This window comes from Streptomyces sp. NPDC005803 (assembly GCF_040630435.1).
Lineage (GTDB): Bacteria > Actinomycetota > Actinomycetes > Streptomycetales > Streptomycetaceae > Streptomyces.
Genome location: NZ_JBEXXO010000003.1, coordinates 364162 through 378771 on the forward strand (window position 1 = coordinate 364162; position 14610 = coordinate 378771).

Annotated in this window: 12 protein-coding genes; 6 read left to right on the plus strand and 6 right to left on the minus strand. The window is 71.3% G+C overall.

Going from position 1 to position 14610, the window contains the following annotated elements:
• Positions 1 to 35: 35 nt before the first annotated feature.
• Positions 36 to 1436 carry a PLP-dependent aminotransferase family protein gene (locus ABZ454_RS07045; protein WP_356314248.1) on the plus strand — a complete coding sequence of 467 codons (1401 nt, stop codon included), beginning with the start codon at positions 36 to 38 and terminating at the stop codon, positions 1434 to 1436.
• Between the two features lie 25 nt (positions 1437 to 1461).
• Here ABZ454_RS07045 and ABZ454_RS07050 read toward each other — a convergent pair whose 3' ends face one another.
• From ABZ454_RS07050 to ABZ454_RS07060, 3 genes are all read right to left on the minus strand, one after another.
• Positions 1462 to 2136 carry a response regulator transcription factor gene (locus ABZ454_RS07050; protein ID WP_356314251.1) on the minus strand — a complete coding sequence of 225 codons (675 nt, stop codon included), beginning with the start codon at positions 2134 to 2136 and terminating at the stop codon, positions 1462 to 1464.
• The gene (locus ABZ454_RS07055) at positions 2120 to 3226 is read right to left on the minus strand and encodes a histidine kinase (protein WP_359536414.1); all 1107 of its coding nucleotides are present in this window, start codon (positions 3224 to 3226) and stop codon (positions 2120 to 2122) included. Before ABZ454_RS07055 ends, ABZ454_RS07050 begins: the two co-directional genes overlap by 17 nt.
• A gap of 62 nt (positions 3227 to 3288) precedes the next feature.
• The gene (locus ABZ454_RS07060; RefSeq protein WP_359536415.1) at positions 3289 to 4092 is read right to left on the minus strand and encodes a hypothetical protein; all 804 of its coding nucleotides are present in this window, start codon (positions 4090 to 4092) and stop codon (positions 3289 to 3291) included.
• A 395-nt stretch (positions 4093 to 4487) separates the two neighbouring features.
• Between ABZ454_RS07060 and ABZ454_RS07065 the strand changes: the two genes are divergently transcribed.
• Together ABZ454_RS07065 and ABZ454_RS07070 are read left to right on the plus strand one after the other, a co-directional pair.
• A complete protein-coding gene (locus ABZ454_RS07065) occupies positions 4488 to 5318 on the plus strand; it encodes a UbiA family prenyltransferase (protein ID WP_359536416.1) in 831 nt (276 codons plus the stop codon).
• Positions 5319 to 5626: 308 nt separating this feature from the next.
• Entirely contained in the window at positions 5627 to 6565 is a 939-nt protein-coding gene (locus ABZ454_RS07070; protein ID WP_359536417.1) for an ACP S-malonyltransferase, read from the plus strand.
• Between the two features lie 146 nt (positions 6566 to 6711).
• On the opposite strand, the gene lysS is transcribed toward ABZ454_RS07070, so the two are convergent.
• Entirely contained in the window at positions 6712 to 8475 is a 1764-nt protein-coding gene (gene lysS / locus ABZ454_RS07075; protein WP_359536446.1) for a lysine--tRNA ligase, read from the minus strand.
• A 134-nt stretch (positions 8476 to 8609) separates the two neighbouring features.
• Between lysS and argS the strand changes: the two genes are divergently transcribed.
• A complete protein-coding gene (argS, locus tag ABZ454_RS07080; RefSeq protein ID WP_359536418.1) occupies positions 8610 to 10382 on the plus strand; it encodes an arginine--tRNA ligase in 1773 nt (590 codons plus the stop codon).
• A gap of 84 nt (positions 10383 to 10466) precedes the next feature.
• On the opposite strand, the gene ABZ454_RS07085 is transcribed toward argS, so the two are convergent.
• Positions 10467 to 10892 (minus strand): hypothetical protein, encoded by a 426-nt coding sequence (locus tag ABZ454_RS07085; RefSeq protein ID WP_359536419.1) that lies wholly within the window; start codon positions 10890 to 10892, stop codon positions 10467 to 10469.
• Positions 10893 to 11002: 110 nt separating this feature from the next.
• Positions 11003 to 12451, minus strand: a complete 1449-nt coding sequence (locus ABZ454_RS07090) for a helix-turn-helix domain-containing protein (protein WP_359536420.1) — start codon at positions 12449 to 12451, stop codon at positions 11003 to 11005.
• Between the two features lie 417 nt (positions 12452 to 12868).
• Here ABZ454_RS07090 and ABZ454_RS07095 point away from each other — a divergent pair, with 417 nt between their 5' ends.
• Both ABZ454_RS07095 and ABZ454_RS07100 read left to right on the plus strand, forming a co-directional pair.
• Positions 12869 to 13624 (plus strand): DUF4232 domain-containing protein, encoded by a 756-nt coding sequence (locus ABZ454_RS07095; protein ID WP_359536421.1) that lies wholly within the window; start codon positions 12869 to 12871, stop codon positions 13622 to 13624.
• A gap of 151 nt (positions 13625 to 13775) precedes the next feature.
• Positions 13776 to 14513 carry a DUF4232 domain-containing protein gene (locus tag ABZ454_RS07100; RefSeq protein WP_359536422.1) on the plus strand — a complete coding sequence of 246 codons (738 nt, stop codon included), beginning with the start codon at positions 13776 to 13778 and terminating at the stop codon, positions 14511 to 14513.
• Positions 14514 to 14610: the final 97 nt, after the last annotated feature.

Here is a 14610-nt window from a genome sequence, read left to right on the forward strand (position 1 = left end):
ACCCAGACCACTGCGGGGGAGACGGAGCAGACCAGATGGCCTGGCATCTGTCGGTCCAAGTGGACCGGGACTCGGCAGTACCGCTCACCGCACAACTGCAGAACGCCATCAAGACCAGGGTCGAGGACCGGGTTCTGCACCCCGGCTCACGCTTGCCGTCCAGCCGCCAACTCGCCCTGGACCTGGGGCTTTCCCGCAGTGTCGTGGTCGAGGCGTACGAGCAGCTGATCGCCGAGGGGTATCTGGACGCGGTCCGCGGATCGGGCACCCACGTCGCCCGGAAACTGCCCGAGAGCGCCGGCGACACCTCCCTGCTGGACTCCCGTCCGGCGACGAGTGCGCGCTGGGATCTGCGGGTCGGCATAGCGAACCTGTCGAACTTCCCCCGCCAGGAGTGGCTCAACTCCTATACGAAGGTGCTGCAGAACGTCGGCCGCGAAGGCATGGACTATCCCCCGGTCGCCGGCATCGCGGAGCTGCGCAACGAACTCTCCGGGTATCTGGGCCGGGTGCGCTCGGTGCACACCGAACCCGCGCAGGTGATGGTCACCGCGGGCTTCGCCCAGGGGCTGGCCCTGCTCTCCGACTCCCTCCAGCGGCTCGGCATCCATGAACTGGCCATCGAGGAGCCGGGGCACAGCGGACAGCGCCGGTTCATCCTGGACACCGGGCTGACCCCCCTGCCGGTGCCGGTCGACGAGGAGGGCCTGGTCGTCGAGGCGCTGGACCGCACGGGCGCCCGCGCGGTCCTGGTCACCCCCGCGCACCAGTTCCCGACCGGGGTCATGATGTCGCCGGAGCGCCGGCAGCAGCTCCTGGCCTGGGCGCGGGCCCGGGACGGCTGGATCATCGAGGACGACTACGACGGCGAGTTCTGGTTCGACCGCGGGGTCAGGCCCACCGCGCTGCAGGAGGGCGACCCGGAACGGGTGGTGTACGCGGGCACCACGAGCAAGGTCCTGGTGCCCGGCCTGCGGCTGGGCTGGCTGGCGATACCCCCGAAGCTGTACCCCCTGATGGAACGGGTGCGCTCCCGCCAGGACCAGGGCTCCGACACCCTCACCCAGCTGGCCTTCGCCGAGCTGATGCGCAGCGGCCTGCTGGACCGGCACCTGCGCCGCGTCCGCTCCCGCTACCGCTCCCGCCGCGAGGCCCTGGCCGCGGCCGTCCACGAGTCCCTGCCGGAGGCCCGGATCATCGGCTGCGCGGCCGGTCTGCACAGCTACGCCGTGCTGCCCCCCGGCACCGACGAGGCTGCCGTGGTGCACGGCGCCCTGCGCCGCTCGGTCCTGGTGCGCAGCGGAGGGGCTTTCCGGTTCGGCGGTCCGCCCGGCGAGCCGGGCCTGCTCCTGGGGTACGGCTCGCTGCCCCTGACGGGCATCGCGGAAGCCGTCGCGGCGATCGGCGCGTCGTACGAAGAGGCGCGCCGCCGCTGAGCCGGTGCGGCCGCACGGCGGATTCTCACCGCATCGAGCGGCCCCGGGGCGCGGCGATCAGCTTCTGGGCCAGCGCCTTGTTCACCGCGTCGATGCGCGAAACCGCGTCCAACTTGTCGAAGATATTGCGCAGATGGCGCTTGACGGTGCCCTCGGTGATGCCGAGCCGGGCCGCGATCTGACGGTTGCTCATGGCTTCCGCGACACACGTCAGCACCTCGCGTTCGCGCGGCGAGACCGGTCCGGCGTCCTGCTCGTGCGCCTGCTCGCCGCCGCCCGTGTAACCCGCGCGCGGCACCAGGATGGTGATCTGGTCGTCCTCCCGCGCGGCGTTGCGCACGGCGCTCAGCAGCGCGGCGCGCGAGACGCTCTTGTGCAGATAGCCGCGGGCGCCCAGCTGCAGCAGCTCGTGCACGAGCGGCTGGTCGTCGTACATGGTCAGGATGATGATCCGCAGACCGGGAAAGCGCTCCAGCAGCCCGCGTACCGCCGCCCTGGGGTGGTGGTCCGGCATTTCCACGTCGAGCAGCAGGACGTGCGGCTGGTGCCGCTCCACCAGCTCGACGAGCCCCCGCCCGCTGCTCGCCTGGGCCACGACCTGGAGGTCGTCCTCCGCGTTGAGCAGTTCGGCCAGGGCGGTGCGCAGCAGGGTGTGGTCGTCGGCCGCCAGGATGCGGATCAGCTCAGGTCGCGGGTTCAACGGAATCACCTGGGAGGTCCATCAGGGGGATCGTGATCGCGACCCGGGTGCCGCCGTCCTCGGGGGAGCTGGTGAACAGGATGGTCCCGCCCAGCAGTTCGACCCGCTCGGTGGCCGAGGCGATCCCGTTGGCCCGGCCCGCCGTGGCGACCGCCGAGACGTCGAAGCCGCGGCCGTCGTCCACGACCGACGCCTCCAGCTTGTACGGGGCGATGTCCACCGCCGCGAGCACGTGCTGGGCCTCCGCGTGGGCCAGGGAGTTGCGCAGGCACTCCCGCACCACCAGGAACACCTCGTCGAGCACGTCCTGCGGGGCCCACTCCTCACTGCCGTTGACCTGGATCCGCACCTTGGAGGGGGTGATCTCCATGGACTCCAGGAACGCGGCGAACGCCGACTCCAACGTGCCTTCGCGGTCGGCCCGCCGCAACTGGGTCACCAGGTCGCGGATGATGCCGAGCGCCTCGGTCAGGGTGTCCTTGACGGCCCCGATCCGCTCGGCGACCTCGTCCGGGCTGGATTCCCAGGTCAGTTCGTGCAGCTCTATGCGCCGCAGGGCGAGGCTGACGTGGTTGCCGAGGTGGTCGTGTATCTCACGGGCCAACTGCCGCTGGCTGGCCGCGTTGACCTCCCGCACGGTGTTGAGCAGGTAGGTGTCGTGGCCGATCGCACCGGCCTCCAGCCGTCTGCCGATCCCCCGCTGCAACGTGCGCACCCCGGCCTGGAAGCCGGCGAACGCGGCGGGCGAGTCCACCATCGCCCTGCCGAGCGCGTCGAAGACGATGTCGAAGAGGAGGAGCCCGGCGCGGATGGAGTGCACGGCGTCGATGCCTTTGGTCGCCCGCTCCACCCCCAGGCCCTCGACCTGCTGGATCAGCCGGTCGCGCACGTCGGCCCGGCCGTGCCGCAGGCTGTCCGCGCAGTCCCGGATGATCCGCTCGGCCTGCAGGGCGCAGGTACGCCAGATGTCGGCATTATTGACCAGGGGACTTTTGATCTTTTCGAGCCGGCTCCGGTAGTCGGCCAGTAATTCAGGTGTCCGGGCCAGGAGTTGTTCGGCCGTATCGGATTCAATAAAACCTGAATGCATCAAAGGATCCCCCACCCTCACGAATACCGCCCCTCGGATCATCATCTTACGGTTACGTTATGTCAACACGCCTCCACACGTCCCACGTCTTGAGACGCGCCGCGCGAAGGCCATGCGAAAACGCTTACCACGGCCTGCGGCATCGCGGTGGCGACGCAGCCGACATATCCATCGGGGCAGCCCACATCGTGGACGTACCACTCGGCCGGATCGCCCGAACGGCGCGCACGCCGCAGCCCGCCGTCTCCCGGCTCCCCGACCGAGACGGGGGTGCGCAGCCCCGTTCCGGCCGCTTTGCCCACCGCTTCGATCGCGGTCCAGGTGCGGAATCCAGCAATCCGGTTCTGTGCGCCGACCGCGGGCACCCGGCTCCAGTCGAAGGACGCGCGGAGCCGTTCGACGTCCACGCCGACCGCGCCCGGCTCCCCGGCCACACCCACCAGGGCGGCCGCCCCGGAGTGCGACAGGCTGAAGCCGAGGTCCGGCCAGGGCCCGTCCACGAGCACGGGCCGGCCGCGGCCGCAGTCGCCGCACAGCTCCGGCTCGGGGCAGCGGCGGGTGAAACGGGGCGCCCCCGGAGCGACGCCGAGGTAGCCGCCGAGCACCGTACGCAGGGCGACATGGGCACGGCGGTAGCGCCACCGCGCGACGGGGTGACGGATCCGCGCCGCACGGGCGCGCTCCAAGGGATCGAGGACCGCCTCCGCCCCCTCGGCCGGGACACGGTCCAGCGGGACGGACCAGACATGGATCTCCCCGGCCGCGAGAACCGGGGCCCTCGGCGGCGGGGGCGGAGGAGGGGAGGGGGGCCGGGTGAGGGACGGAGGCCCGGCGAGGGACAGGGACGGGGACAGCAGGGTACGCATGACGGCTTCCCGGGGTCGGAAACGGACCAGGGCTGCCAACGGCCCGTTACGGGAAGGGGAGCGCCGGAAAGGACGGCGCCCGCCTGCTCACCAGCGAAGCGCGGGTGTCGGACGGGCGGGGGGTCCACTTCGGCGGTGGTCCGGCGTACCAGAGCGGCGGGCGGGCGACCCTCGGAAGGAATAATTCGGAATCCGACCCGCCGGTATTGCGTGTTCCTTTAGAGGTAGCCATGGCTCATTTGCAGAACAGTCAGGCAGCCCTGCTGATGCCTAGGCTCCTGGGCATGCCTATGGCGACGATACGGCCACTGCCTGTGACTGCACCCAGTGGCCCGAAGTACCGGAATCCAAGCATTCTGAGGCTCTGCATCGAAGAATCCCGCCCCGCCGTTCTGATGGCTTTCCAGCTCCGCTATTTCGCCGGTATCGCGCTGGCACTTTCGGCGGATCCGGCCCTCGGCGCCCGGTCGGCCCTCCAGGCGGTCTTCGGCTCCCTCGCGTGGTTCGGCGCCATCTTCTACACCTACCTCTACAACGGGTGCATGGATTACCACGAGGACCGGGTCAACGGCTCGGCCCGGCCACTGGCGAGCGGCCGGCTGCCCCGCCGCACCGCCCTGCTCGTCGCACGCGGTGCGGCCGTCGCGTCACTGGTGTCCGCGGCGTGCGCCGGGCTCGGCCCCGCGCTGCTGTGCGCGGCCATGCTGCTGCTCGGGCACGCCTACTCCGCACCCCGCACCGCCTGGAAGAACCGCACGCCCGCCGCGATGGGCGTGGTGTTCCTCTCCGGTCTGCTCACCTACGCCGCCGGGCCCCTCGCGCTCGGCGTCTCACCCCGCTCACCCGCGCTTTTCCTGACGGCCCTCGCCATGTCCCTGTGGATGGCGCTCGTCGGCGCGGTCGCCAAGGACTTCTCCGACATCGAGGGCGACGCCGCCGCGGGCCGCCGGACCTGGGCCGTCACCCTGGGCGAACGGCGCACCCGCGTCCTCGTCGCGGTGGGCGCGTGCACCGTCGGCGGCACCTTCACCGCCGGAGCGTCGCGCTGGGCGCCGGAGCAACTGCCCACCGCCGCCGTGGTCCTGGCCGGCGGGATCGCCCTGGCCGTCGTGACGCTCACGGGCCACGCCGGCGACGCCCGCCACCTGCGGCGACGGCCGTACCGCTACTTCATGGTCACGCAGCACTGCGCGCATCTGGCCCTGCTCGGCCAAGCCGTCGTCTGACCAGACCGTCCGGCGCCGGAAATCCCCACCACACGCGGAACCCGGCCCGGGAAACACAAGGAACACTCCCCCTCCCAAAGGCGCATTCACCCACCACTCAAGTGCAATGCACGTGCTCTCCGGGGCAGTTGAGGTGGTTTCATCACCGGAGAAAGCAACGGATCGCAACAATGCGGTCCGGACGGCGGGATCCGGGAATGGGAAAGTCACCGCTGCCAGTGGCGGGAAACGCGTGGCAGTGCACGGACACGCGTTCCTCACCGCGCCGTAGCGCATCGCTCCCGGCCGCAGGAAGGAGACGGAAGACGATGACGAGCACCCGACTGGCGCTCATGTTCCCCGGCCAGGGAGCGCAACGTCCGGGCATGGGCCTGCCCTGGCGCCGCACCCCCGGCTGGTCCGTGGTGGCGGAGATCTCCGAGGCCGCGGGCCGGGACATGGAGGCCCTGCTGCTGGACGCCGACACGGCGACGCTGCGGCGCACCGACAACGCCCAGCTGACCACTTTCGCCCTGGCCATGGTGGCCCTGACGGAGCTGCGCCGCCAGCACCCGCTGGCCGCCTTCCCCGGCGCGTGCGCCGGACACAGCCTGGGTGAGTACTCCGCGCTCGTCGCCGCCGGGATCCTGGACCCGCAGGACGCGGTGCGCCTGATCGCGGCACGCGGTGCGGCGATGCGGACGGCCTGCGAACGCGCCGACGGCGCGATGGCCGCGGTCCTCGGTCTGGACGCGGCGCGGACCCAGCTCGTGGTCGACGACATCCACGCGGACGGCGGCCAGGTGTGGGTGGCCAACCTCAACTCCCCGCAGCAGACGGTGATCGCCGGCCGCGCGGCCGACGTGGAGCGCTGCTCCCGGGCGGCGGAGCGGGCGGGGGCCGTGAAGGTGGTCGAGCTGACGGTCGGCGGCGCCTTCCACACCCCGCTGATGTCCGAGGCGGTCGAGCCGTTCGCCGCAGCCCTGGCCACGGCACGGTTCATGCCGGGCCATTCGGCGGTCGTCTCCAACGTGGACGCCCGCGCCCACCGCGGCGGACCGCACTGGGCGCTGCTGCTGCGCCACCAGCTCACGGCACCGGTCCTCTGGTCGGACACCCTGCACACGCTCACCACGGAGCTGGCCTGCGACCGCCTCATGGAGATCGGCCCGGGCAGGACCCTGACGGGTCTCGCCAAGGCCACCGTCCCGCGGGTCCCGCGCGACACGTTCTCCGACCCGCAGACGTCCCTGGCCCCCGCGGCCTGAACCACCGGCCGGCCCGAGCAGCCCGCCGCCGCCCCGCTCCTCCCCGCCACCGAACGAGAGCCGCCCCCGCGCACGACGGCGAAGGGCCGCCACCCGCCTCGCCGGGTGACGGCCCTTCGCCGTTCGCGGGGACGCGCGCCCGAGGGCTACGCGCCGAGCAGCCTGCGCACCCGGTCCGCCCCCACCGCGAGCAGCAGCGTGGGCAGCCGCGGGCCCGTGTCCCGGCTGACCAGCAGCCGGTACAGCAGCGCGAAGAACGACCGCTGCGCCGTCTTCAGCTCGGGCGTCGGCTTGGCATCGGCCTCCAGGCCGGCCAGCGTCTTCGGCACGCCGTAGACGAGCGTGGTCAGCCCGTCCAGCGACCAGTGCGCGTCCAGCCCCTCCAGGAGCAGCCGCAGCGACTCGCGCCCCTGCTCGTCCAGCGAACCGAGCAGTTCCTTGTCCGGCTCGTCGCGGACGACGGTGCGGGCCTCGGCCGGGACCTGGGTGGTGATCCAGCTCTCCGCCCGGTCGAGCCGCGGCCTGGCCTCGTCCAGCGAGGTCAGCGGGTTCGCCGGGTCCAGCTCGCTGAGGATGCGCAGCGTCTGGTCCTCGGCCCCGGCCGTGATGTCGGCGACCGACGCGAGCGTCCGGTACGGCAGCGGGCGCGGCGTGCTCGGCAGCTCTCCGGCGGCCGTCCCGATCGCCCGGGCGTAGGCGGCGGCGTCCGCCGGCAGCACGGAGCCGTCGGCGACCTTGCGCCCCAGCGAGTCCCACTCGTCGTAGAGACGCTGGATCTCCTGGTCGAAGGCGATCTTGAAGGACTGGTTGGGCCGGCGGCGCGCGTACAGCCAGCGCAGCAGCGGCGCCTCCATGATCTTCAGTGCGTCGGCCGGGGTCGGCACACCGCCCCTGGAGGAGGACATCTTCGCCATGCCCGAGATTCCGACGAACGCGTACATCGGTCCGATCGGCTGCACCCCGCCGAAGACCTCGCGGACGATCTGGCCGCCGACGACGAACGACGAGCCGGGCGAGGAGTGGTCCACCCCGCTGGGCTCGAAGATCACGCCCTCGAACGCCCAGCGCATCGGCCAGTCGACCTTCCAGACGAGCTTGCCGCGGTTGAACTCCTTCAGCCGGACCGTCTCGGCGAAGCCGCAGGCCGCGCAGGTGTAGTTCAGCTCGGTGCTCTCGTCGTCGTACGACGTGACCGTCGTCAGGTCCTTCTCGCAGTTGCCGCAGTAGGGCTTGTACGGGAAGTAGCCGGCCGAACCGCCGCTGCCGTCGTCCTCGCTCGCCGCACCGGAGCCCGCCTCGGCCTCCAGCTCCGCCTCGTCGACCTTCTTCTGCTGCGGCTTCTTCCCGCCCTGGGCACCGCCCGCCGCCGGGTCCTTCTTGGTCCGGTAGCGGTCCAGGACGGCGTCGATGTCCGCGCGGTGGCGCATCGCGTGCAGGATCTGCTCGCGGTACGTCCCCGCGAGGTACTGCTCCGTCTGGCTGATTCCGTCGTACTCGACACCCAGCTCGTCCAGGGCCGCCGTCATCGCGGCCTTGAAGTGCTCGGCCCAGTTCGCGTACGCGGAGCCGGCCGGGGCGGGCACCGAGGTCAGCGGCTTGCCGATGTGCTCGGCCCAGGACGCGTCGACGCCCTCGACGCCGTTCGGCACCTTGCGGTAGCGGTCGTAGTCGTCCCACGAGATCAGGTGCCGGACGGTGTACCCGCGGCGGCGGATCTCGTCGGCGACCAGGTGCGGGGTCATGACCTCACGCAGGTTGCCCAGGTGGATCGGGCCCGACGGGGAGAGGCCGGACGCGACGACGACCGGTTTGCCAGGCGCACGACGCTCCGATTCGGCGATGACCTCGTCCGCGAAGCGGGAGACCCAGTCGGTCTCGGTGCTGCTCTGACTCTGAGCCACGGTCGGCACGTCCTTCTCTCTTGTAGGACTCATAGGGGCACCGCCCATTCTCCCAGGTACCACCCGCAGCGCGAAAACGGCTTTACGGGCCGTGGGATACTTGGGGTCATCCCTTGTACCCCTACGGAAACGGCAGCCAGCCCATGGCCTCGGTCACTTCCCTCGCTTCCACGCTCCAGCAGCAGCTGGCGGACGCCCTGACGGCAGCTCTGCCCGATGCCGGTACCGCGGACCCGCTGCTGCGCCGAAGCGACCGGGCCGACTTCCAGGCCAACGGCATCCTGGCGCTCGCCAAGAAGCTCAAGGGCAACCCGCGCGAGCTGGCCGCCCAGGTCACCGGCGCTCTCCCGGCGAGCGACCTGATCAGGGACATCGAGGTGTCGGGCCCCGGCTTCCTGAACATCACGCTCACGGACAAGGCGATCGTCGAGACGCTCGCCGCCCGTGCGGCGGACGCCGGGGGCCGCCTCGGCGTGCCGTACGACGGCTCCGCCGGCACCACCGTCATCGACTACGCCCAGCCGAACGTGGCCAAGGAGATGCACGTCGGTCACCTGCGGTCCGCCGTGATCGGCGACGCGATGGTGCGGATCCTGGAGTTCACCGGCGAGTCCGTCGTCCGGCGCCACCACATCGGCGACTGGGGCACCCAGTTCGGCATGCTCATCCAGTACCTGATCGAGCACCCGGACGAGCTGGACCACGAGGGCGGCAAGGCCGACGGCGAGGCCGCCATGTCGTCCCTCAACCGGCTCTACAAGGCGTCCCGCGTCCTCTTCGACGCGGACGAGGACTTCAAGGCCCGCTCGCGGGACCGGGTGGTCGCCCTCCAGGCCGGTGAGCCGGAGACCCTCGCCATGTGGCAGCGGTTCGTCGACGAGTCGAAGATCTACTTCTACTCCGTCTTCGACAAGCTCGACATGGAGATCAGCGACCCCGACATCGTCGGCGAGTCCGGCTACAACGACATGCTGGAGGAGACCTGCCGGATCCTGGAGGAGACGGGCGTCGCCGTCCGCTCCGAGGGTGCCCTGTGCGTCTTCTTCGACGACGTGAAGGGCCCGGACGGCAACCCGACCCCGCTGATCGTGAAGAAGACGAACGGCGGCTACGGCTACGCGGCGACCGACCTCTCCGCGATCCGCGACCGGGTGCGCAACCTCAAGGCGGACACCCTGCTGTACGTGGTGGACGCCCGGCAGTCCCTGCACTTCAAGATGGTCTTCGAGACGGCCCGCCGGGCCGGCTGGCTGAACGAGGACGTCAAGGCGCACCAGCTGGCCTTCGGCACCGTGCTCGGCAAGGACGGCAAGCCGTTCAAGACCCGTGAGGGTGTCACCATCCGGCTGGAGGACCTGCTGGACGAGGCGGTCGAGCGGGCGACGGCCGTGGTCCGGGAGAAGGCCGCGAAGGTGGGCCTGTCCGAGGAGGAGATCGTCGAGAACGGCCGGTACGTCGGCATCGGCGCCGTGAAGTACGCGGACCTGTCGACCTCCGCCGTGCGGGACTACAAGTTCGACCTGGACCAGATGGTGTCGCTGCACGGCGACACGTCCGTCTACCTCCAGTACGCGTACGCCCGGATCCGGTCGATCCTGCGCAAGGCCGGCGACGCGAAGCCGGTCGCGCACCCGGAGCTGGAACTGGCCCCGGCCGAGCGGGCGCTCGGCCTGCACCTGGACCAGTTCGGCGAGGTGCTGTCCGAGGTGGCGGCGGGCTACGAGCCGCACAAGCTGGCCGCGTACCTCTACCAGCTCGCCTCGCACCTCACCACGTTCTACGACCAGTGCCAGGTCCTGAGCGACGACAACCCGGCCGAGGTCGTCGAGAACCGGCTCTTCCTCGTCGAGCTCACCGCCCGCACCCTGCACCAGGGCATGGCGCTGCTCGGCATCAGGACCCCCGAGCGCCTCTGAGCACCGCGCGTCCCGACGAACAGGGGCGGGGCCCGGCACACCGTGTGTGCCGGGCCCCGCCCCTGTTCCGTCCGCGGGTCCGCGTCACTCCGGCCGGCCGAGCGCCCAGCCGGACACGTCGGACAGCCGCCCGCGCCACAGCGGGAGCCGCAGCGGCGCCGTGCCCCCGAAGAGGAGGGTGGCGTCCCTCAGGTGGATCCACCGGGGCAGCTGCGCACCGTCGGCGGCGCCGAGTTCCCTGATGCCCTGGTCCACCGTCTCGGGGAACTCGGCGATGAGGTTGGCGCCCTCGCCCTCGACCTGGCGCAGGCTCCTGGACCACTCCGCCTTCCAGGCCTCGTGCCCGATCACGTCACCGTGCAGCACACCGGCGGGGACGGTCAGCGTGAGGGGCAGCCCGGAGCGCATCTCCCGGTCGAGCAACTGGACCAGCAGCTGGAGCTGAAGATCGGGCACCGGCTCGGTGATCACCGCGGTCGAGTCCGGTGCGAGCCCTACGGACTCGTTCATGAGCTGTTCCCTTCGCCGCGGCGGCGCGCCCGGACGCAGATCCGTGCGCACCGCATGGTCGTGTCCCGCTCGCCTTCCCCGGGAGGGGGGACCGCATGCCTCCCGACCGGTCAGTCGCCCTGCCCCTCCAGCGAATCCGAGATGTCCTCCCACTCGGCCGTGGCGCGGGTGTAGGAGTACACGGGCCGGTCCCTCATGGAGGCGGTACGGAACGGCTTGCCGTTGTCGTCGATGCGCATCGTCCCGCTCCGGCCCCCGCTGGACCAGCCCATCTCCAGGTACCAGGTGACGTCCGAGGCCTCCGTGTGCGCGTTGACGTGGAACACCTCCACATCGGTGGAGCTCACCTGGTACGGGAAGTTCTTGGCCGGGACGACCTTGCCGGCGTCCTCACCGGCGACCGGATGCGAGACGGGCTGGGCTTCGTCCAGGTCGATGTCGAACGTCTGCGGCACGATGCCGCCCCCGCAGCCCTCCCCCATCGAGTACGCGGGCCAGTCGTTGGCCGGAGCCTGGCTCACCACCCGCACCTGGAGCGACTTCAGCACGACCGCCTGCTGGGACACTCCCTGCAGGGTGAGTTCGAGCAGCATGTCTCCCCCGTCCACCCCGCCCAGCCGGGCCGCCCAGCTGCGCCGGTCCTGGATCTCGGGCACCGGCGGCATGCCCTGGGGATCCCGGTCGAGCAGGTAGTACTGCCCGCAGGGCGAATCCCAGTTGTACGAGCTGATGGTGGCGGCCACCGGCACCCCCTGGAACCCGGCCCCCGCCGCTCCCTTCCGGCCCGTCCCCTTGGGGGCGGTGGACTTCGCGGCCGTGGCGGAGGGTGTCGCCGAGGTACTGGTCGTGGACGGCGAGGGCTTCGAAGGACTCGGTGACGCGGACGCGCTGCGGCTGCGGCTCGGCATGGCCGGGGTGTCGCTGCGGGGCGCGTTCATCCCCTCCTCGCGGGTGCGGTCGCCCGTGAAGTTGTTGATCGCCAGGGCTGCGGGCACGGTGAGCGCCACGACCGCGACTGCCGCGAGAAGGACCCGCGTCCTCTTGCCGGACAGCCGGCCCCGGCCGGGCGCGGGGGACGCGTCCCGCGCATCCGGCGTCACATCCTCGGCCGCCGCCGGATCGGGTACGAACTCCGGAACCGGCTCCGCTTCCGGTTCCGCTTCCGGTCCCCGCCGGTCCACCGGCTCCGGCGGACCCGACGGCTCCACCACCTCCGGTGCCGGCGAGGCCGCGGCGCCCGACGTCACCGCCGCCGGCTCGACGGGCCCGGCCGCCGGGGCCGCACCGGCGGCCTCCTCTTTCCGTGCCCCGCGCCGCTTCGCCTCGTCGGCCAGGATCCACTGCCGGTGCAGCGCGACCAGTTCGTCCGACGGCGCCCGGCACACGCGCGCGAAGCGTTCGACCGGCGCGTAGTCGGGCGGGACCGCTTCGCCGTTGCAGTAACGGTGAAGCGTGGACGTGCTCATGTGCAGCTTCTGGGCAAGCGCTCCGTAGCTCAGGCCGGAGCGCTGCTTCAGCCCCCTGAGCATTGCCGCGAAGTCCTGGATCTCCGTGCCCACCCTGTCCGTTCCCCTCTCGTACCCTCCCGGAACGGCGTCCCAGGCAGGTGATGTCATCGCAGGTCAGAGGCCACTTTTCTGTTCCAGCGTCCCGTACCGGCCGGCATCCGTTGCCACCGGATCGAAGCACCGGACACGATGGTGGAACACACCGCAGCGGCACCCCGGCAAGGGCGAGCAGCGCGACTCGTACACCCACCAACTTGCCCGTCCCCGGGAGCCGCCGTGCGTACTCGTCCTCGACTCGACCTCACCGACGCAGTGGCCACAGCAGTTCTGATCGCCTCGGTCACGACCGTCATCGCACTCCTGTGGAACCTCTGACCACACGTCATTGTCCAGTACATCCGTCAGTCCTCGGTGCGCCAAAGCGGCGCTCCACACTCGACGACACCTTCCGATGGGAAAAGACCTCTCATGCGTAACCTCCGCTTCCGCCGCGCCGCCCGCACCTCCGCTCTCGGAGCCGTCGCACTGATCGCCTCTCTGTCCCTGACCGCCTGCCAGGGCGACGACCCCGAGCCGTACGACGCCCTCGCCTCCGCTTCGCCCGGCTCGTCCCCCCGGACGCCGGCCGGGAGCTCCGGCGCCTCGGGCGACAAGGGCGCCGCCACCCCGTCCACCGGCAAGGGCAAGGACTCAGCCGGTTCCGGCTCGGACTCCGGTTCAGGTTCCGGGTCGAGCTCCGGTTCGGGCTCCGCCGGCGGCACGTCCACCGACAAGCCGCAGGGCGACGACGAAGCCGTCCAGGTGGCCTGCACCGGAGCGAACACCAAGTTGACGATGACCCAGGTGCAGCGGCCCATCAACCACATGCTGCTCACCATGACCAACACCGGCTCGAAGGCGTGCAACGCCTACTTCTACCCCTACCTGCGGTTCGGTGAGGCGCAGTCCGTCCCGAACACCGTGGAGGACAGCAAGCCCCAGGCGGTACGGACCATCAACCCCGGTGAGTCCGTCTACACCGGGGTCATGACCTCCGCCGCCGACGGCAGCGGCTCGAACGGCTACTCCACCAAGGACCTGAGCGTCAGCTTCCAGAACCGCGCCGGCAACTCCGACGGCACCGGCTCGGCAGTCACGGTGCCGCTCGCCAAGAGCGTGTACGTGGACAGCAGCCTGAGCGTCACCTACTGGCAGACGAGCATGGACGACGCGCTCCAGTACTGAGCCGCCCCGGGGGACGGCCGGCCGAGCACCGAGCCCACAGACCACCGCTCCACAGCACCGCACTTCACAGCACCGCACTTCACAGCACCGCACCACGCACCACCGCACTTCACACCACGTCACTTGATCTCACTTCACGGGGAGTACCACCATGCGCAGCAACCGCATCCGCACCGCCACCCTCGCCGCCGGCGCCCTCCTGGCCGCCCTCTCCCTCACCGCGTGCAGCAGCGACGCCGGGAGCGGCGACAGTGGGAAGGCGGGTGCGGCCGCTCCGGCAGCACACACCGCCGCCAAGCAGTCCCCGTCTCCGGCCGCCGCCCCCGAGAAGGAGGCCGCCGCAGCCGGGACGGGCACCGACACCGCCGGCGGCAGCGCGCCCAAGCGCATCGCGCCCCCCGCCGGGAGCGAGGGGAAGAAGACCACCGGCTCCGCTCACCGGACGGGCGGCACCACCGACCGCACGCCGGTCACCTGCACCGGCGGGAACACCAAGGCGAGCGTCAGCAAGGTGAGCCGCCCCCTCAACCACCTGCTGCTGACGGTGACCAACACGGGTGACCGCCCCTGCTACGCGTACTACGCGCCCATGCTCCGCTTCGACGATGCCCAGGCCGTCTTCCCGACCCTGGAGAGCAGCCGGCCGCAGGCCGTCGTGACGCTGGCCCCGGGTGAGTCCGCGTACGCCGCCATCGGTCTGACCGGCGAGCCCGGCGCCGGACCGGCCCCGCGCGAGGCCGGCCACCTTCAGGTGCACTTCTCCGGCAAGAACCCGGGGGGCTCCACGGGTACCCCGGCCGAGCTGACGCTCCCCGCCGGCACCTCCTGGGACGACAACGGCTTCGTCACCTACTGGCAGAGCGACATGGCGGACGCGCTCGCCTACTGAGCCCCGCCCCGCCCGAACCGGTCCTCCGCCACGCGCGGCAGGGCCGGTTCGCCTGTGCCGTCGCGCCCCCGTCGCCCTCGCCCCTGACGCCCCGGCG